Source organism: Legionella tucsonensis (genome assembly GCF_001468035.1).
In the GTDB taxonomy this organism is placed as follows: Bacteria; Pseudomonadota; Gammaproteobacteria; order Legionellales; family Legionellaceae; genus Legionella; species Legionella tucsonensis.
In genome coordinates, this window is record NZ_LNZA01000001.1 from 2363182 (window position 1) to 2383971 (window position 20790).

Here is a 20790-nt window from a genome sequence, read left to right on the forward strand (position 1 = left end):
TAGAGTCTCCTTATAAAGCTTTACGTAGTTCCGTTACTTTATCCAAACGTTCCCATGGAAAATTCTCGCGTCCATAATGACCATAAGTGGCTGTTTGTCTGTAGATTGGACGAAGCAAATCATGATATTCAATAATACCTTGTGGTGTTAAGTCAAAATGAGTATTAATTAATTCAATAATTTCGCTATCCTGCAAACGCCCGGTACCAAAAGTTTCAACAAAAATTGACGTGGGCTCAGCAACACCAATTGCGTAAGAAATTTGTAGCTCACACTTATCAGCCAGTCCCGCAGCAACTATATTTTTTGCAACATGTCGCGCTGCATATGCTGCTGAGCGATCTACTTTGGAAGGGTCCTTACCTGAGAAACATCCTCCTCCATGTCGCGCCATGCCACCATAAGTATCTACGATAATTTTACGACCAGTTAGCCCGCAATCGCCTAAAGGACCGCCAATAACAAACCGACCTGTTGGGTTGATAAAGTAACGTGTTTTATGAGTTAACCATTCACCTGGTAATGTTGTTTTAATAATTTCTTCACGCACTGCCTCGACTAAATCATTGTATCCAATTTCAGCTGCATGTTGCGTTGAGAAAACAACTGTATCTACTTCAACAGGAATACCCTTTTCATATTTTAAGGTTATTTGACATTTGGCATCAGGACGCAACCAGGGTAATGCTCCTGATTTACGTAAATGGGCTTGTTTTTCCATCAAACGATGTGCGTAAGCAATAGGAGCTGGCATATAAACATCTGTCTCACGGCTGGCATAACCGAACATTAAACCTTGATCTCCAGCACCAAGAATTTTCGTTTCGTTATTATCTACACCTTGAGCAATATCAGGAGATTGCTTTCCTATAGCAGAAAGTACTGCGCAAGACTCCCAATCAAAACCCATTTGCGAACTATTATAACCTATTTCTTTAATTATTTGTCGCGTTACCGCTTCCACATCTACCCACGCTTTAGTAGTGATTTCTCCTCCGACTAATACCATACCTGTTTTAACGAACACCTCACAAGCAACACGAGCAACAGGATCCTGCATTAAAATAGCATCTAGAATTGCATCAGAAATTTGATCTGCTATTTTGTCAGGATGTCCTTCAGAAACCGACTCAGACGTAAAAACATGACTTTCATTCATTAATTAATCCTCTTAGATATTTATATACCCAAGATACTTCAAAAATGCTATTTTTGCACTGATGCTTTTTTCGACCAAGAAAGCTAAAAAACTCACTATAGATCTTGCTATTCCCCATCTTTTGGTTTTTTGCTTGATCAAAAAAATCAAAGCACGTGCAAAAGCTGGTATTTTGAAGTATTTTGGGTATGTTTCCTATTTCAGCAATTGTATAAATTCATTAAATATTATTTCTATATCATGGGGTCCGGGACTGGCTTCTGGATGTCCTTGAAAACCCAATGCTGGTTTTTCCTTATGTCTAATACCCTGTAGAGTATTATCAAATAAAGAACGATGAGTTATCGCAAGACAGTCGGGCAAGCTCTCTTCATCAACTGCAAATCCATGGTTTTGACTGGTTATAAAAACGCGTTTTTTCCCTTCAGTTTCAATTACAGGATGATTAGCGCCGTGGTGACCAAATTTCATTTTTTTGGTCACTCCACCACAAGCTAAAGCTAAAATCTGAAAACCCAGACAAATACCAAATAGAGGAATATCATGTGCCAAAAATTCCTGAGTTGCGCGAACAGCATAATCACAAGCCTGTGGATCTCCTGGCCCATTTGATAAAAATACCCCATTGGGATTCATCGCTAAAACTTCCTCAGCAGAAGTTTTTGCGGGAACTAAAGTTAAATGGCACCCTTTATCATGCAAAATACGAAGAATATTGTGCTTCACTCCAAAATCATAAGCAACAACATGAAATTGTTGCGGTTGGGAACCATTCCCCCATTCGCCTTGCCCTTCATGCCAACGCTCTATGGTTTTTCTAGAAACCTCCAGAGCCAAATCAACACCCTGCAATCCAGAGAAAGATCGTGCTTTCGCCAAAACCAGTTCAGGGCTCTCTACATCAGTACTAATGCAAGCACCTAAAGCACCGTGCTCTCGTAAACGTAAGGTTAAATCCCGAGTATCAATTCCAGCAATAGCAACTACCCCATTTTTTTTGAGCCAATCAGGAAGAGAGTGTTCCGCACGATAATTACTATGGATTATTGAAGAGTTACGAAGCACCAAACCCGCTGCCCAAATTTTATTTGACTCCATATCTTCATGCGTACATCCAGTATTTCCTACATGTGCTGTAGTCAATGTAATGATTTGTCGTGCATAGGAAGGATCAGTGAGCATTTCCTGATAACCGGTTAAAGAAGTATTAAAAACCAACTCTCCGACACAGTCGCCTGTTGCTCCTACCGAAATACCCTCATAAACGGTACCATCGGCTAATACTAAAATTGCTGGTTGGTTCATCATGGATCTACTCTGTTAGTTATTCAATGTGTCTTTTCTACGAATCTGTAGTCTGGGTGATTCACCCAGACTACAAATGACTGACAATTACAAATCCCTTAGCCAGCAAGTTCAAAAAATACACATTTAGATAAATGTGAGCAATTGTAACTTACTTATTTCAAAATTTCATGTCTTCGAAGAATTTTTTCACACCTGCAAACCAAGAATTGGATCGTGGGGAATGCTTTCCTTTAGCGTTTTCCAGTGAATCTTGAAATTTAGTTAATAATTCTTTTTGCTCTCGTGATAAATTCACAGGAGTTTCTATAACCACCTTACATAATAAATCCCCTTGGCCATGTCCACGCACGGACTTCATCCCTTTACCTCTTAAGCGAAACACTTTACCGGTTTGCGTTTCCTCAGGGATCTTTAAAGTGACGCGTCCTTCAAGGGTTGGCACTTCTATAGTCCCCCCCATAACAGCGACGATAAAACTTATTGGCACTTCACAATGTAAGTCATTTTCATGACGTTCAAATATAGTATGTTTTTTTACATTGACTTGTACATAAAGATCACCAGCCCCCCCGCCATGAGTGCCTGCTTCTCCCTCTCCACTTAAGCGAACTCGATCGCCATTATCAACACCTGCAGGAATTTTAACTGTCAGTTTTTTACTTTCACGTACCCGGCCTTGACCATGACAGTCTGAACAAGGATCGGAAATAATTTTTCCTTCACCATGACAACTAGGACAGGTTTGCTGAATAGAGAAAAAACCTTGCTGAATTCTAACTTGTCCCATACCGCTGCAGGTTTCACAAGTTTTTGGTTGGGTTCCTTTTTTGGCCCCACTTCCACTACAGGTAGAACAAGTACCATGTCGAGGAACTGTAATTTGCACTTCTTTACCCTGCGCCGCTTCTTCAAGTGTTAATTGCACATTAAATTGTAAATCGGCGCCACGTTGACCACGCGAATGTCGTCCTGCCCCGCGTCCACCCGAAAAGATATTTTCAAAAATATCTTCAAAGACATCACCAAAACCACCAAAACCACCAGCTCCACCTCGCATGGAAGGATCAACACCTGCGTGACCAAATTGATCATAAGCTGCACGTTTTTGTGAATCAGAAAGAATGCTGTAAGCGTATTGAATTTCTTTAAATTTTTCTTCTGCAGCAGAATCACCAGGATTACGATCAGGGTGATATTTCATTGCCAATCTGCGATATGCTTTTTTAATTTCAGCATCACTTGCAGTTCGACTTATTTCTAAAAGTTCATAATAATCCCGCTGTTCCATAACTACTCACAATATTAAAAATTAAAAATGGACAATGGGGTCTAGGTACAGCGAAGCGGAACCCGGAACTCTAAGCATAATAAGCTCTTAATTCCGGGTTCCGCTTCGCTGTATTTAGATCACAAAGCCACCTAAGTTACTAAGTCACGATATAACCGATTACTTCTTATCGTCTTTAACTTCCTCGAACTCAGCATCCACAACACCTTCATCAGCTTTAGCTGACTCTTGGGATTGCGCCTGCTCTTGTCCTGCTTGTCCAGCTTGCCCTTCAGATGCTTTTTTAGCGTAAACACGCTCAGCCATTTTTGCAGAAGCATCGCTTAGCACTTTTAATTTGTCTTCAATTTGTGCTTTATCACTACCCTGAATTGCCTCTTTTAATTCAGCAATAGCATTTTCAATCCCTTTTTTCTCATCTTCGTTAAGTTCATCTGCCAAATCTTTCATAGATTTTTCACAGCTATGAATCAAGCCGTCTGCCTGGTTACGTAGCTCTGCCATTTCCTTAAATTTCTTATCTTCTTCAGCATGAGACTTAGCATCCTTGACCATTGCCTCTACTTCTTCATCACTCAAACCGCTAGATGCTTTAATGACAATTGATTGAGCTTTACCTGTCGCTTTATCTTTAGCAGAAACATTAAGAATACCATTCGCATCAATATCAAAAGTTACCTCAATTTGTGGTACACCACGGGGAGCAGGAGGAATATCACCTAAATCAAATCGACCTAAAGATTTATTTGCAGATGCCTGATCTCGTTCACCTTGTAACACATGCACAGTAACTGCCGTTTGATTATCATCTGCGGTGGAGAACACTTGATTGGCTTTAGTGGGAATTGTGGTATTTTTCTCAATGAGTTTTGTCATCACACCACCCATAGTTTCAATACCTAAAGATAAAGGAGTTACGTCAAGCAACAAAATATCTTTTACTTCACCTGATAATACTGCAGCTTGGATGGCAGCACCGACAGCAACTGCTTCATCAGGGTTAACGTCTTTACGCGGCTCTTTACCAAAAAACTCTTCTACTGTTTTTTGGACTAAAGGCATACGGGTTTGACCACCCACCAAAATGACTTCATTAATTTGTGATACAGTCAATCCAGCATCTTTCAATGCGATTTTGCAAGGCTCTATTGTACGCTCAACCAGTTTCTCAACCAAAGACTCCAGTTTGGCACGAGTCAATTTGATATTTAAGTGTTTTGGTCCAGAAGCGTCAGCTGTAATGTAAGGTAAATTAACATCTGTTTGTTGTGCTGAAGAAAGTTCGATTTTTGCTTTTTCAGCAGCGTCTTTCAGTCGTTGTAATGCCAATGGATCGTTGTGTAAATCAATACCAGTATCTTTTTTGAACTCAGAAGCCAGGTATTCAATCAACGCCAAGTCAAAGTCCTCACCACCCAAGAAGGTATCACCATTTGTTGCGAGTACTTCAAATTGATGTTCCCCATCAACTTCTGCAATTTCAATAATTGAGATATCAAAAGTACCACCACCAAGGTCATACACGGCAATGATTGCATCACCACGTTTTTTGTCCATACCGTAGGCAAGAGCAGCAGCGGTAGGCTCGTTGATGATACGTTTTACTTCAAGACCTGCAATACGGCCAGCATCTTTGGTTGCCTGGCGTTGGGAGTCGTTGAAATAAGCAGGTACAGTAATCACCGCTTCTTTCACCTCTTCACCGAGGTAGTCTTCTGCGGTTTTTTTCATTTTTCGTAAAACTTCAGCAGAAATTTGTGGCGGTGCTTTGTCTTGATCTTTCACACGAACCCAAGCATCACCATTATCCGCTTTAACAATTTTGTAAGGTACCATCTTAATATCTTTTTGCACAATTGCATCATCAAAACGACGACCAATCAATCGCTTAATTGCAAATAAAGTATTATCCGGGTTGGTTACTGCTTGGCGCTTTGAAGATTGTCCAACCAGTACTTCACCGTCATCAGTAAAAGCAACGATGGAAGGCGTAGTACGGTGGCCTTCACTGTTTTCAATAACCTTAGGTTTATCACCCTCCATTACAGCAACACATGAGTTGGTGGTACCTAAGTCGATTCCTATAATTTTAGCCATTCTATTCTTGCTCCAAAGTAGTAATTTCTAATGCGATGATTCTTATATGGGGTATAACATGCCAATTTCAACCCACAAAGCACACATTTTTATTTTTTTGATACGACAACACGCGCCGGTCTAATCACGCGATCGCTCAGTTTGTATCCCTTTTGGAATACTGCTAATACTGTGTTGGCTTCTGCATCGGGTGCAACTTGCATAGACATCGCTTCATGAAGCTGAGGATCAAAGGGCTCACCAGTGGGATCAATTTGCTGAACCTCAAATTTCTTCAATACATCCATAAAAAGCTTCAAAGTTAATTCTAAACCTTCATGCATTGATGCATCCTCTGCTTTAACAGCCAGCTGTAAGGCTTGCTCCAGACTGTCGATTACAGGTAATAAATCAGTAATTAACTTCTCAACACCATATCGATGAGCATTAGCTACCTCACGCTCAGCACGACGCCGTACATTATCCAACTCGGCTTGAGCTCGGACTGCTTTTTCCCAATTTTCATGAGCTTGCTGTTCAGCAAGAGTGAGTTTTTCACTCAATTCTACGTAACTTGGATGATCTAGAGAAGGCTCCATGTGTTCTATCTCTTCAGGCAAATCCATAGCATCTTCAGGATGCTCAACTTCTTTGGACTCTTTAGATTCATGCTCTTCTTTAAATTGGTGCCAATTTTTATCTTGTTTTTTACTCATGCAATTACTCCTAATCCAACAGCTTAGCAATGTGAAAATCAGAGATGGGGGCACCTGAGGAGATTTCAAGCCTTTAAATTTTTTTTATTTATGTACCTGGATGCAACGCAACGAAACCCGTTAAACCATAGGTTTTGTTTAAAAAATATTTGTTGATTATCTTTTTAACAATAAAAGCGTTCATCGCTACACTACATCATATGAAGAGTAAATCATCACAAGAAGGTCCAGTTCGCTTGCAGTATGTATTCATTTATTCCATACTTAGACTCAAAAAAGTTATATGGGTTTTTTTATGCAAAAATGGTCGCCTACGTCTTGGCTCCAGTACTCGTATTTACAAGCTGCAACTTATGCTGATAATGAACAGTTAAATAAAATTGTAGAGCAACTGAGCCTTTTACCTCCACTCGTTACCAGCAGTGAAGTAAACAGTTTAAAAAAGGAAATTGCACGTGCGGGACGTGGAGAAGTCTTTATTCTTCAAGGTGGTGACTGCGCTGAATCATTTAATGATTGTCGTTCAGAAATTATCAGTAATAAATTAAAAATTATTTTACAGATGAGTTTGATTTTATTACATGGCTTACGAAAACCCATTATTCGTGTGGGACGCATCGCTGGACAATATGCAAAACCCCGTTCTTCAGATTATGAAACAATCGAGGGTGTTACTTTACCCAGTTATCGTGGCGATCTGGTCAACTCTCCAGAATTTACCCAGGAAGCACGAGAACCCAATCCTAAATTATTATTGCAAGCATATAACTGCTCGGCGATTACCTTAAATTTTATTCGTAGTTTGCTCGACAGTGGTTTTGCTAGCCTTAATCACCCCCAGCAATGGGACTTAGGTTTTGTTGAACATTCAAAGCAAAAAGAAGAATACCAAACTCTGGTTAAATCAATTGCCGATGCATTGGACTTTTTAGATACTATTGGTGGAATACAATCCAGTAATTTATCTAAAGTCGATTTTTATACTTCTCATGAAGCCCTGCATTTGCATTACGAACAAGCATTGACGCGACAAATGGAAGATGGTTTATGGTATAACCTTTCTACCCACCTTCCCTGGATTGGCATGCGCACCGCACAAATTGACAGTGCGCATTTGGAGTTTTTACGTGGCGTAGAAAATCCTATTGGCATCAAAATCGGACCTGGAGCCTCTCCAGAATGGCTGGAAGAAGTATTGAACAGAGCCAATCCCCAGCGTGAAGAAGGACGGCTTTTGTTGTTTACTCGCCTCGGAGCACGACACATAGATAAACTACTCCCCCCTCTTATTGAAACAGTGAAAAAAACAAAAATTCCAGTCACCTGGTCCTGTGATCCCATGCATGGCAATACAGAAACTACAACGGATGGCATTAAAACACGTCACTTTGATAATATTCTTTTAGAACTAAAACAAGCTTTGGAAATTCATCGTAATATGGGTAGTTATTTAGGTGGTGTTCATTTTGAACTTACTGGTGATAATGTTACTGAATGCATTGGCGGTGCCCGTGGGTTAGCTGCCGATGATCTGAAAAAAGCCTATCATAGTCTGGTTGATCCTCGACTCAACTATGAACAATCAATAGAAATGGCTATTCAATTGAGTAAGCAGTTTAGGAACGGCTAAACTCCCTCAAGTAATACATCAAGGTCAAGTGATGAACGTCGGCCAAGGTCATTAACATGCTCCTTGAGAAAAGCCTCAGCAGCTCGACGCCCTTCATCTCGAAGCATGAGTAAAAAGTCCCATTCTGCATTGAGCTTAGAGGAAGAGCCGAGCTCAAGCATGATGTCGCTGCTTACTCGGTGTATTCTCATGCCTGCCCATTTTGCCCCTTCGGAGTTATCTGGATATGCCAATTGGCGTAATAAAGCAATCATACGAAGTTCCTTGAGTAATACTGCGTTGAATGAAACTTCATTCAATCGGTTGAGGATATCTTTTGCAGATTGAGGAAACCCTGGTCGTGTCACAGGATTAATTTGCACTAAAATCGTATCTTGCGATTTACATTCGCGTACAAGCGGTGTAATTGTGGGATTTCCTGAGTAGCCTCCATCCCAATAGTGCTCTCCATTAATCTCGACAGCCTTGAACATAGTAGGTAAACAAGCCGATGCAAGAAGTACCTCAGGAGTGATTTCGTTATTGCGAAATACTCTTCCTCTGCCGGTGCTAACATTTGTCGCAGTAATAAATAATTTGATTGAACTTCGTGACAATCGTTTGAAATCAATAGTTTTTGCTAAAATATCGCGGAGTGGATTTACCCCTAATGGGTTAAGATCGTATGGAGAAAACACTCGAGACAAGATGTCCATGGCAATAAAAAAAGGAGAATGATCAAGCGACCATTGGCCCAGAAAAATATCAAGAGGACTGCGTTTCAAGATACTAAAACGTGCTGCTTCAGAGACACTCTTCCAGAACAATTCAAGTGAGTCGCGTGCTCCCTGAGGACCGCCTTTAGTGTAACCATCAACAAGTACTACAGCATTCATAGCACCAGCAGACGTACCAGAAATACCATCGAGTTTCAGCTTCTTTTCTTCTAATAAACGATCTAATACGCCCCATGTAAAAGCACCATGAGCTCCGCCACCTTGCAGCGCCAAATCAATAAAAATTTCATCAGCAATTTTTTGAGAAAGTGTCATAATGGACGACATCCATTTCTTTGATTATACATAGAGAAGAATCCATCTTTTCATCTATAACTGCAAAAATTCATTTATGGACAACTTGACTTTGCAGGGCTGCCCCAAATATTTAAAGTCATGGCTTGGAAATCATTATGGCATAAACCATTCCATTTAATATAGAGATAGGGCAAAAAATCTGGAGTAGAATTTGGTTTTTTGCCGCATATCCTGTCTAATCTAGATAGCTTCTTACCTTTTACAGTTATTTTAAACAACCATTGGAATTGGGATCATTTTGATGATAATAAGGGCTAAACTCATGAACGGCCTCAATCATGGCAGCAACATGCTCTGGGGGAACATCAGGAGTTACGCCATGGCCGAGGTTGAAGACATGTCCTGAGCCTGAGCCAAAGGATGCCAATACTTCTTTTACTTGTTCTCGAATACATTGTTTCGAAGTCAACAGCACAGATGGGTCAAGGTTTCCCTGTAACGCGACTTGATTACCCACTCTTCGCCGCGCTTCACCCAAATCACATGTCCAATCAATTCCCAAAGCATCACAACCCGTAATCAACATTTTTTCTAACCATTGACCGCCACCTTTGGTAAACAAAATAACAGGTACATTGGGATAATGTACTTTAATTTGATGCACAATCTTCTGCATATACTCTAAGGAAAATTTTTGATAATTTTCCGGTGTTAAAATTCCGCCCCAGGTATCAAAAAGCATGACTGAATTAACGCCTGCCTTAATTTGCTCAATAAGGTAATTTGCTACTGATATTGCCAATTTATGCAATAACATATGAGTAGCTTCACGTTCAGTATAGAGCAAATGCAAAATACGTTTAAAGTCTCTAGTGCTTTTACCTTCAACCATATAACACGCCAAAGTCCATGGACTGCCTGCAAAACCAATTAGAGGAAGCTCTTTTGGCATTTCCCGACGAATGAGCCGCACTGCATTCATTACATAAGCTAAAGACTCTGTTTCAGGGGGGTGTAAGTTAGTAATTTTCTGCGTATCATGTATGGGACGATGAAAACAAGGCCCCTCCCCTTCAGAAAAATATAAACCTAATCCCATCGCATCAGGAATTGTCAGGATATCGGAAAATAAAATAGCTGCGTCCAGAGCATAACGACGCAAAGGCTGTAAAGTAACCTCGCAAGCAAGTTCAGGATTTTTGCAAAGACTTAAAAAATCCCCCGCTTGCTCTCTAGTCTTTCGATACTCAGGTAAATATCGTCCTGCTTGGCGCATCATCCATACAGGAGTTCGCTCCACAGGTTGTCGTCTTAAAGCACGCAGAAATAGAGATTGATCCAGATCATACATCATGTTATCCCAACATCATCAAATGCCTAATCCTAACATACTTACTGTAATATCCACTCGAAATAATGCAAAAATTGACTCTGAAGGGAATAGAGGAACAGTATCCGCACTCTATAATTCTATATGTAACCTCGACTCATGGAGTTGGGGTTACATAGGAGTAACTATTTCGATAAAATCAATAAATCGTTTTTTGGCAGGAAGGAATAACATTGGATACTTTAATTATAAAAGCCCTTAATGTAAGTACTAAAATTGGCGTTTACGAATGGGAGCAACGTATTAATCAACAATTGTTAATTGATATTAGTATTGATACTGATTTCAGTACATGTCAGGAGGATTTGACTAAAACCATAGATTACGAAGCACTTTGTAACAGTGTAGCTCTTTATGTTGAATCAAAATCATTCCAACTCATTGAAACAGTAGCCAATGAAGTCGCAGATTTAATCAAAAAACAATTTAAAGTTCCCCAAATTACAGTGGGAATTAGTAAACCTCATGCAATCAAAAACGCAGAGAACATTCAGGTAATTGTTCGTCGTTAAACAAATCCGTTGCACCTGTCTCTTAGTCATAAATTAAGATACTTGGGTAAAGTTCATATTTAAGTGCGGTTTGGCTCAAGCTAGCGATATGGAAACAGCTCCTAAAACTTACCCACCACTGGTAACCATACCATTCAGATGTTCATTTTTGGCCAAAATCATTTGAGCCTGTTGGGCAAGTGCTCGATTAGAATAAGGTCCTACCACTACCCTGAACCAATTACCTTTTGTAGCATGATTTACGGGAACGATGTATACACTAAAGCCTTTGAGTATCAATGTACCTTTCATTTGTTCTGCATCTTTGCGTGCTTTAAAAGAAGCTACTTGCACCAAAAACTTTCCTCTATCTGTTGAAGAAGCAAGTTTTGCTGTAAGTGTTTTGTCAATCGCACCAGAGTGTTGTTGGGCAATAGAAGTATTTGTTCTTGCTGAGGATGAGGCTGTCGCTGTAGTTGCTGTGCTAGAAGCATTGACAGATGTTGTAGAAGCTGAAGCAGCGGCAGGTTGAACTGATCCTGCAGCGTTCGCATGGGTTTGTGAACCAGAAGTTTTTTCATTAGTCAGAAGAGTGTAAAACTCAAATTTTGGTTTAGGCGGTATCGCTGCACGTTGTGCCTCTGATTTAGCCGGTTCTTTTTTCATTTCTTGATGAGCCAAAACCTGGGAATTTACCCAGTGACTGACAGTTTCGATATCGCAAAAAGAAGCAGCTAAATAACCCAATAAAAAAGTAAACGTACTCACTAGTAGTTGATGCGGTGCACTGCTTCGCGACCGCGAAGAACGCCTATTTCCATATTCTTTTGTCATCACATACTCTCAGGAGCTGATACGCCCAATAGGTTTAAACCATTTTTTAATACCTGACGAACCGCCTCCAGCAAACAAAGACGTGCACATCGTAATTGCTCTTGTTCACACAAAAGCTGAACAGCATTATAATAACTATGTAAGCCATTGGCTACTTCGCGTAAATAGTACGCCACTTGATGAGGCTCACAATGAGCAGCTGCTAATTCTACAATTTCCGGGTATCGGCTAATTAAAGAAATCAAATGCGTTTCATGTGGTTGATCTAACAAATCAATGTTTTTTAGTCCAATTGCTTTATCCCAAAGCAAACTTCGTTCCTTTAATTGTCTTAACACAGAGCATATTCTGGCATGCGCATACTGAATATAATAGACCGGATTATCACTTGACTCCGATTTTGCTAAGTCCAAATCGAAATCCATATGTTGTTCTGACTTACGTGCCACATAAAAGTAACGCGCAGCATCATTGCCTACCTCATGGCGCAGCTCTCTTAAAGTGACAAAAGAACCACTGCGTGTCGACATTTGGACCCGCTCAGAACCACGATATAAAATAGCAAATTGAACTAATAATACATCAAGTGCGCTTTCATCATGTCCCAAAGCCTTAACTACGGCACGCAACCGAGTAATATAACCATGATGATCTGCACCAAAAATATCAATTACCCGATCATATCCTCTGTCATATTTATTCCAATGATAGGCAACATCCGAAGCAAAATAAGTAGTTTGGCCATTAGCACGCACCAGCACTCGATCTTTTTCATCGCCAAAATCGGTTGCTTTAAACCAAAGCGCTCCTTCTTTTTCAAAAGTATGACCACTTTCTTTAAGCGCCTGAATGCCTTTTTGAATTGAACCGTCTTCAAATAATGATTGTTCAGAGAACCAATTCTCGTATTTCACACCAAACTCAGCAAGATCATCTTTAATATCATCAAGAACAGTATTTAACGCATGTCGATGAAACAGAGCAAAAACATCCATACCTAAAAGTTGTTTTGCGCGAGATACCAAAGCATCAATATAAACTTCTTTATCACCGCCATGAGGTTCATCAAGAGGTAAACCTTCTATTACAGTAGTCCATGGATGTATATATTCCTTACCATGCTCTGCCCAAAATTCCTGGGCTATTTGGGAAACATAATCACCTTTATACGCATTGGCAGGAATAACAACTGGCTCACCTGCAAGCTCCAGATAACGTAACCACACACTGGCGGCAAGAATGTTCATTTGTCTTCCCGCGTCGTTGACATAATATTCTAATGTTACATCATAACCTGCAGCCTTTAAGACATTTCCCAAAGTAGCACCAAAAGCAGCTCCTCTCCCATGGCCCACATGCAAAGGACCTGTTGGGTTAGCAGAAACAAATTCAATTAATACTTTTTGATTTTGGCCAATCGTGCTGTATCCAAATCTTTCCTCCTTATCCAGTATTTCGCCAATAATTTGTGAGCGAGAACTGCTGCGTATAAAGAAATTAATAAACCCCGCCCCAGCAATTTCTACTTTTTCCACAGCCGGATCAACAGGAAGCGCCTGAACTAAAAGTTCTGCTATTTTGCGCGGTGCTTGACGGCAGGGTTTTGCTAAAATTAAGGCCAAATTACTGGCATAATCACCATGAGCAGAATCTTTTGCACGATCTACCTTTATCTCAATATCCAAATCAGCAGGTACATCACCGGACTTTTGTAATGACATTAAAGCGTGTTTCAAAAGCTGCTCTACAGTTTGTTTCATGCTATGCGGTTTCCATCAAAAAATGATGCTATTATGCGCTTTTTTGTGCCATATGAAAAGGTTTTATATCCTCAGACAGCACAATTTGCTGTATGATGAAAACAGCAAATTGTTACCATCCTCACTATGAGTTACACTTAAATACCATCATTCAAAATCATTAATACTGTGTTATCTAACTCTTGTGAATCTCTAAGCGGTATCGGGCCAACACTCGCAGCAAAACTTGCCAAATGTGGAATTCATTCAGTGCGTGATTTACTTTTTCACTTGCCTTACCGTTATCAAGACAGAACCCGAATAACACCCATTCAAGATTTACGTCCAAATGATTGGTGTGTAATTGCCGGGAGAATATGTAAAACAGAAATTAAAACAGGTAAACGTGCCATGTTGCATTGTTACATTGAAGATAAAACAGGCATCATCAAACTGCAGTTTTTTCATTTTAATAAAAATCAAATTAATAATCTAAATAACAGCACAATGATTCATGCATTTGGAGAAGTACGTGAATTCAACAATACCCTGATTATGACTCACCCTGAATATCAATTGCTCGATGATGAAAATGAATGTCAGGTTAATGAAACACTCACTCCAATTTACCCAAGTACACAAGGCTTAAGTCAAACACGTTTAAGACAGTTGGTAAATGTTGCCTTAAAAAGTTGTAAACAGGAACTTCAGCAATTGGAATGGATGAGTGAAGAACAATTGCGAACAAATAACTTTTTCCCCCTGGGAGAGGCAATTCAATTATTGCATAAGCCTCCTCCAGATATCTCGGTGCAATCGCTCGAAGAAGGTCAACATCCTGCCCTAAAACGGTTGGTTTTTGATGAATTGTTAGCACAGCGCCTCTGTATGCAATTTGCTAGAGAATCACGTAATGCGTTATACGCTGTTGCATTGCCAGCAGATCACAACTTGAGTCAACGCTTTTTAGAGTCGCTTCCATTTGCTCTCACAAAAGCACAGCATAGAGTAGCCCAGGAAATCAGCCAAGATTTAATGCAAACAAAACCCATGTTGCGCTTAGTACAAGGCGATGTAGGAGCAGGAAAAACCATCATTGCTGCTCTAGCAGCATTACAAGCGATTGCTAATGGACAACAAGTTGCTTTTATGGCACCCACTGATTTATTGAGCGAGCAACATGCCAATAATCTGATCCAGTGGCTTGAACCTTTGGGAATTAAAATAGTACGACTCAGCGGAAAAATGAAACTTAGCGAGCGGCGGATGGCATTTGCCGCACTTGCTGATCAAAGCTGTCAGTTGATTATTGGCACGCACGCCTTATTTCAAGAGTCAGTGAGCTTTGCTCGCTTAGGCCTAGTCATTATCGATGAGCAACATCGATTTGGAGTAGAGCAAAGATTGCTTTTGCAACAAAAAGGACAGCAAGATCAACTTATTCCTCATCAATTATTAATGACCGCCACACCTATCCCAAGAACACTATCCATGACTCACTTCGCCCATTTGGATATCTCAATTATCGATGAATTGCCTCCTGGGCGTATGCCCATTACTACGGCTGTTTTAAGCCAGAATAAACGGGAAATCGTTATTAATCGATTACAAGTTGCCATTGCCAGTGGTCGTCAAATTTACTGGGTTTGTACGCTAATTGAAGAGTCAGAAAAACTACAATGTATGGCCGCAACTGAAACAGCACATGCATTACAAGAACAACTTCCCGGGGCTCGTGTAGGTTTGGTGCATGGACGGATGAAACCTTTAGAAAAAGAAGTAACTATGGCAGCATTTAAAAACGGCGAAATAAATTTATTGGTTGCCACAACAGTGATTGAAGTTGGGGTGGATGTCCCTAATGCCAGTCTTATGATTATTGAAAATGCAGAACGTCTTGGTTTATCTCAACTTCATCAATTACGCGGCCGAGTAGGAAGAGGCACCACACAATCACATTGTATTTTGCTTTATCAATCCCCACTATCGCAACAAGGTTCTGAACGATTAAAAATAATGCGTGCAACCAATGATGGATTCATTATTGCTGAGAAAGATCTGGAGTTAAGGGGTGCAGGAGAAGTGCTCGGAACTCGACAAACAGGATATCGGCAATTTAAAATCGCAGATATCCAGCGTGATCGTAGCCTAATCCATCTTTTGCCCTCTACAGCAAAAGAACTTTTACAGAGCTCACCGCAAACTGCTCGCGATATTACCCAGCGATGGTTGGGAAATTTTGAACAATTTTTACAGGGATAAAAAATATTTTTTAAAATAACCAAGTCAAGACTGTTTTTTATTTTTTTCTTTGTTAATATAATTACGTAGTTTTTCAATTCTCAAAACCATGCATTGTGGATAACTCTATCTAATTCAGTTCACATTTCCAAGTACACTCTTCACATATATACTAAAAGAATCTTATTCTACAAGGATTTTTTACAGTTCAAATTTGTGATATCAAAAAATCGTTTATCCACAAAATCTGTGGATAATTCTGTGCACAGGATGTAGAACACCTTATAAAATCAGACTCATTTGTGATTGCTTTATAACTTTACAAAGCGCCCTTAAAATTATTTGGGAGTTTGCCCATTTTGTTTTTCATGAGTCGACAGATAGATAAATTTTGCACACAAAAAAATGCATGGATCTACAACAGATTTTTTTAAAAAATACCAAAGTCAAGACTGTTTTTTATTTTTTTCTTTGTTAAGATGGCCAGGAAGGTTTACTTCCCTTCAAAAACATACCTTGTGGATAACTTCTCTTACCATATCGTTTAATAAAAGCCCAAACATACGAATATTTTCAAAAATATCCTTATCTTATAAGAATCACCGCCTATTTAGTTCTTATCACATCTAAATTATTTATCCACAAAATCTGTGGATAATCCTGTGAACATGATGTAAAACACCTTATAAAATCAGCTTAATTTCTTCCCTCTTAGAGCACAGCAGAGAATATTCCAGGGCAATTTCATTTACTGTAAGTTTTTAATATAAAAAAATTCTTAACCATGTTTAAATAGACCAATAAAATTATAGATGAAACTGAACCTAGGATTTGTGAGAAAATCAAGAACTCCTTTTGACTTAGGTTACATTATTTAAAAATACAATATGGCCCAGCACGACAGATATTGGCAAGCAAAAAAAGTAACCCTTTTGGGAGCTATTTCAAATGCGCTACTTGGCATCATTAAACTCATTGGTGGATATTTTTTCCATTCCCATGCACTTGTTGCAGATGGAGTACATTCCTTATCCGATCTCATAACGGATGCGATGGTTTTATTTGCTTCTAAATATGGCAGTCTCGATGCAGATGCAAGTCATCCTTATGGACATCAACGTATCGAAACTGCAGCGACTTTATTGCTCTCTTTTTTACTTATTTTCGCAGGTATTGGTATCGCCTGGGATTCGATATATGACTTGCTTCATTTCAACTATCTCGCACCGAATTGGTTAACCCTTCCTATAATTTGTATTTCCATCATGAGCAATGAAACTTTGTTTCACTATACTCTATATATTGGAAGGCGTATTAACTCCAAATTAATTACAGCAAATGCATGGCATCATCGTTCAGATGCAGCCTCCTCTCTGGTTGTTTTAATAGGTTTAATTGGCAGTCTCGCCGGGTTCAGCTATCTTGATGCCATAGCTGCCATTATAGTCGGCCTCATGATTGTTAAAATGGGTTGGGAATATGCTTGGAACAGTGTCAAAGAACTGGTAGATACCGCAGTCAGTCCGGAACTATTAACACGAATTGAAGAGGTGATCCAAAACGTAGATGGAGTTGAAAAAATTCATCAATTACGCAGTCGTTCTATGGGAGAAGATGTATTAATTGATGTACATATTCTCGTATCACCTAAAATATCGGTATCTGAAGGGCATTATATAGCACAACATGTTCACCATGAGCTCACAGATAAAATAGAAAGTGTCAAAGATGTAATAGTCCATGTTGATCCTGAAGATGACGAGCGCTTTTGTCCCTCATTGCATTTACCCAGCAGAAAAGTATTAGACGAATTATTAAACAAAGTTCATATTGATTTCCCACAAATTTTATTTTGGAATTTACATTATCTGGACGGCAAAATAGGGATAGATATAGTCTGTGATGAAGCATTTTCTCAGTGGCAAGAATTGTACACTCGAGTAATTTTTGCATTAAAATTGCAGTCTGATGTTGTAGAAATTCGTTTATTTAGCTTGCATGAAGCCATGTATCACAACTAAACTACGTGACTTTAATTAAGTCTGATTTGTAGACATTGATTATGTGTAGCCTAGGTACACTAATCAAAACAACAATTTTAGCGATAAAATTCCAGAATAAATAACAGGATAAACAATGGTATCAGCTACCAGTTTAAAGATTTTTTTTGCATTCTCCATTTTTGTAGTCATCTTACTCGCGGGCTGGTATCCCTTTAAAAAACGTATTAAAGATGATCGGCATATTGATTTTCCTGTGGGAGAAACCCTGGCTACTGGAGTATTTTTGGGAGCAGGTTTATTGCATATGCTTCCAGATGCAAATTCTTTATTTAAAAAAATGGGATACAATTATCCTTTCGCCTTTATCATTACTGGAGCAGTATTCCTGATTTTTCTTTGGTTTGAACATTTAGGCAAAGAGCTCTATCATCATAATACGAAACATCCTGCTTTTGCCCTTTTGGCATGGGGAATGCTCTCAGTTCATTCCATAATGCTGGGTGCCGCTTTAGGATTGGCTCAATATAACTCTATGATTATCATGATTTTTCTTGCAATTATCACCCATAAATGGGCGGAGAGCTTTGCAGTAGCAGTTCAATTAAATAAAAGTTCTATGAGCATGAACACCAGCTTGGTCTTTTTTATTTTATTCAGTTTGATGACACCTTTGGGTATCTATTTGGGCTGGTATTTTGGTCATGGAGTAGAAACTAATTCTCTATTTGATCCCATTTTAATCGCCGCGTCATCCGGGACATTCCTCTATCTGGGAACACTGCATGGTTTAGATCGCTGTGTTATGGTAGAACGCTGCTGTAATCTTAAAGATTTCAGCTTCGTGATTATAGGTTTCACACTTATGGCTTTGGTGGCAGTGTATGTCTGATTTTCTCCAACAAAAACCTATTATTCTCGCTTCAGGCTCATCAATAAGATTAAAATTATTACAGTCTCTTGGTATTGAATTTTCTGTGATTCCTTCACAGTGTGATGAAGACTCAATTAAAACATCCTTCAAGTCAAACAACGCATTGGAATTAGGCTATGCGCTTGCAGCAAGTAAAGCCTTGGAGGTTAGCCAGCACCATCCTGAACATTTTATTATCGCAGCAGATCAACTTTGTCTGTTTGGACAAACCCTACTGAATAAGCCTTTGAACCATCAAACAACTATGGAGCATCTGCATTTATTAAATGGTAAAGAACATCAACAAATTGCCTGCCTTTGTATTGCAAAAAATAATGAATTGCTCTGGCAACATCATGAAACAGCCTACTTAACCTTGCACCAATTAAGCGAAAAAACCATTGAAGCTTACTTACAAAGTGAAAAACCTTATCACAGTTGTGGTGGGTATCAATATGAAAGCCTAGGTAAATGGTTATTTAAAGAGGTTAAGGGCAATGAAGATACCATTTTGGGTTTACCTTTACTTCCTTTATCCAGTGCCTTAATGAAACTTGGTGCAGTCTGTTTCTGATTGCTGTAGGCCAAGTGAAAGCAAAGCAACGTAGCCCCAGGATGAAGGATATTTTATTTCCCAGTTTCCACGACGTGCTTTCCCAAAAAATAGGAAAAATCATCAACATAATGAATCATTGTATTTATTAAGATCATTTTGCTATGATTCTTTATCACTTGCTGGGGCATTGAGAAAAATGGAAGGCAAAATTGAAAATCTTGTTAAACCACCTACATTAAGTTTGTTTGAATTTAAAACTAAATTCACAGACCATATGAAAGTATGTGCAATTTTTAAATTAAACTCTGAAAAAAGAATTGCTGAGTTAGAATTAAACAATGATCATAATGCTCTTATTGAGCTATATGAACAAATGATGGTAACAGTTAGAGGGAAGATCGCTGTTTATCAAGAAAAATTAAAAGAAGCTGAGTGCTATGAAGAAAATCGAGAGTCGTTACAGGAACGTATTACTAACGAAATTGCCAGTCAAAACAGATACCTGGAAAAGTTACAATTACAATTACTTCAAATCAAATCTTTAAAATTTTTATTCTCTTTAAGCCTATTTGAATTATTTCAGGAAGCACTAAAAAATAAATCCTCGGCATTACTTATTATCAAAAATCCCACGCTGATCGCCAAAATTTCCAACGATCAAATGATACTTATGACTCATCAAGACGCGGAGATCATTAAGTCTCTAGCCTCTATTGTAGCGACACGTGAATACACATTTACAACACACAATATTTTTGCTGCACTCAAACAACAAGTGCAAACTGAGTCAGACAAAGGCTTTCTTGTAGAAAAAGAAAATGCGGCCATCCGTGATTTGTTACTCAAAATTAATAATTATCTTGATAAAAAAATAGAGAAAGCTGTGAAAGAAAATAATAATCCCTGGGCTTTGGGTTATTTTGGATCACGCCATCAACTAGATAGAGGCAATAAAAAAGTGTCTGTACCGCATGGTATTTACGAATTAAAAGGACATTTGGATCAACTTGATAAAATTCCTGCGAGTGATATATTAATCAAAATGCAAAATACACTTCAGATCAAATATGCAGACAGAAATGATAAATCGTTACTTCAACAGTTTAAACGATTAATAAGTTATCTTTTTGGTTACGCTCAATCCGAAGAGACCATAAAAGAATATGAATATCTTGAGCAAGTCTCAATAGGAAAACAATCTATCTCTTGACAAAGCAAGCACATATCAAAACAATATTTCACTAGACTTCTTCGGAAACTCTACTATAGAGGGAGAATTGCTTCGTTGATACAGTGCTCGGATTCTGATGTGACTTCGTGTACATACCGTTCCGCACTCGTGTCTCCTCACTCTTCTCTCCCGTAGCGAATTTCCGAAGAAATCTAATTTGAAAAAGCATTAGCAACATATTGCTTTTCAGATTTAAAAATTTCAA

General features: G+C 39.0%; 16 protein-coding genes. 7 read left to right on the forward strand and 9 right to left on the reverse strand.

Going from position 1 to position 20790, the window contains the following annotated elements:
- Positions 1–10: 10 nt before the first annotated feature.
- The 5 genes from metK to grpE all read right to left on the reverse strand — a co-directional run bounded on the left by metK (position 11) and on the right by grpE (position 6547).
- Positions 11–1159, reverse strand: a complete 1149-nt coding sequence (gene metK, locus Ltuc_RS10405) for a methionine adenosyltransferase (RefSeq protein ID WP_058521192.1) — start codon at positions 1157–1159, stop codon at positions 11–13.
- Between the two features lie 195 nt (positions 1160–1354).
- Positions 1355–2467 carry a glutamine-hydrolyzing carbamoyl-phosphate synthase small subunit gene (gene carA / locus Ltuc_RS10410; protein WP_058521193.1) on the reverse strand — a complete coding sequence of 371 codons (1113 nt, stop codon included), beginning with the start codon at positions 2465–2467 and terminating at the stop codon, positions 1355–1357.
- Positions 2468–2624: 157 nt separating this feature from the next.
- The gene (gene dnaJ, locus Ltuc_RS10415; RefSeq protein WP_058521194.1) at positions 2625–3755 is read right to left on the reverse strand and encodes a molecular chaperone DnaJ; all 1131 of its coding nucleotides are present in this window, start codon (positions 3753–3755) and stop codon (positions 2625–2627) included.
- A 159-nt stretch (positions 3756–3914) separates the two neighbouring features.
- Positions 3915–5852, reverse strand: a complete 1938-nt coding sequence (dnaK, locus tag Ltuc_RS10420) for a molecular chaperone DnaK (RefSeq protein WP_058521195.1) — start codon at positions 5850–5852, stop codon at positions 3915–3917.
- Between the two features lie 89 nt (positions 5853–5941).
- Positions 5942–6547: a nucleotide exchange factor GrpE gene (grpE, locus tag Ltuc_RS10425; protein ID WP_058521196.1), complete on the reverse strand. Its 606-nt coding sequence runs from the start codon at positions 6545–6547 to the stop codon at positions 5942–5944.
- Positions 6548–6842: 295 nt separating this feature from the next.
- Between grpE and Ltuc_RS10430 the strand changes: the two genes are divergently transcribed.
- Positions 6843–8177 carry a 3-deoxy-7-phosphoheptulonate synthase class II gene (locus Ltuc_RS10430; protein WP_058521197.1) on the forward strand — a complete coding sequence of 445 codons (1335 nt, stop codon included), beginning with the start codon at positions 6843–6845 and terminating at the stop codon, positions 8175–8177.
- On the opposite strand, the gene Ltuc_RS10435 is transcribed toward Ltuc_RS10430, so the two are convergent.
- Complete coding sequence (locus Ltuc_RS10435) at positions 8174–9208, reverse strand: patatin-like phospholipase family protein (protein ID WP_083498078.1); 1035 nt, start codon at positions 9206–9208, stop codon at positions 8174–8176. The genes Ltuc_RS10430 and Ltuc_RS10435 overlap by 4 nt on opposite strands.
- A 247-nt stretch (positions 9209–9455) precedes the next feature.
- Complete coding sequence (gene hemE / locus Ltuc_RS10440; protein ID WP_058521199.1) at positions 9456–10541, reverse strand: uroporphyrinogen decarboxylase; 1086 nt, start codon at positions 10539–10541, stop codon at positions 9456–9458.
- A 212-nt stretch (positions 10542–10753) separates the two neighbouring features.
- Here hemE and folB point away from each other — a divergent pair, with 212 nt between their 5' ends.
- A complete protein-coding gene (gene folB / locus Ltuc_RS10445; protein WP_058521200.1) occupies positions 10754–11092 on the forward strand; it encodes a dihydroneopterin aldolase in 339 nt (112 codons plus the stop codon).
- A gap of 108 nt (positions 11093–11200) precedes the next feature.
- On the opposite strand, the gene Ltuc_RS10450 is transcribed toward folB, so the two are convergent.
- Positions 11201–11905 carry an SPOR domain-containing protein gene (locus Ltuc_RS10450; RefSeq protein WP_058521201.1) on the reverse strand — a complete coding sequence of 235 codons (705 nt, stop codon included), beginning with the start codon at positions 11903–11905 and terminating at the stop codon, positions 11201–11203.
- Positions 11905–13665 carry an arginine--tRNA ligase gene (gene argS, locus Ltuc_RS10455; protein WP_058521202.1) on the reverse strand — a complete coding sequence of 587 codons (1761 nt, stop codon included), beginning with the start codon at positions 13663–13665 and terminating at the stop codon, positions 11905–11907. The genes Ltuc_RS10450 and argS overlap by 1 nt, the downstream gene beginning before the upstream one ends.
- A 168-nt stretch (positions 13666–13833) precedes the next feature.
- Between argS and recG the strand changes: the two genes are divergently transcribed.
- The 5 genes from recG to Ltuc_RS10480 all read left to right on the forward strand — a co-directional run bounded on the left by recG (position 13834) and on the right by Ltuc_RS10480 (position 20564).
- The gene (recG, locus tag Ltuc_RS10460) at positions 13834–15906 is read left to right on the forward strand and encodes an ATP-dependent DNA helicase RecG (protein ID WP_058521203.1); all 2073 of its coding nucleotides are present in this window, start codon (positions 13834–13836) and stop codon (positions 15904–15906) included.
- Positions 15907–16772: 866 nt separating this feature from the next.
- Positions 16773–17906, forward strand: a complete 1134-nt coding sequence (locus tag Ltuc_RS10465) for a cation diffusion facilitator family transporter (protein WP_058521204.1) — start codon at positions 16773–16775, stop codon at positions 17904–17906.
- 115 nt (positions 17907–18021) lie between these two features.
- Positions 18022–18777: a ZIP family metal transporter gene (locus Ltuc_RS10470; protein ID WP_058521205.1), complete on the forward strand. Its 756-nt coding sequence runs from the start codon at positions 18022–18024 to the stop codon at positions 18775–18777.
- A complete protein-coding gene (locus tag Ltuc_RS10475; RefSeq protein WP_058521206.1) occupies positions 18770–19372 on the forward strand; it encodes a Maf family protein in 603 nt (200 codons plus the stop codon). The genes Ltuc_RS10470 and Ltuc_RS10475 overlap by 8 nt, the downstream gene beginning before the upstream one ends.
- A gap of 178 nt (positions 19373–19550) precedes the next feature.
- Complete coding sequence (locus Ltuc_RS10480; protein ID WP_058521207.1) at positions 19551–20564, forward strand: hypothetical protein; 1014 nt, start codon at positions 19551–19553, stop codon at positions 20562–20564.
- Positions 20565–20790: the final 226 nt, after the last annotated feature.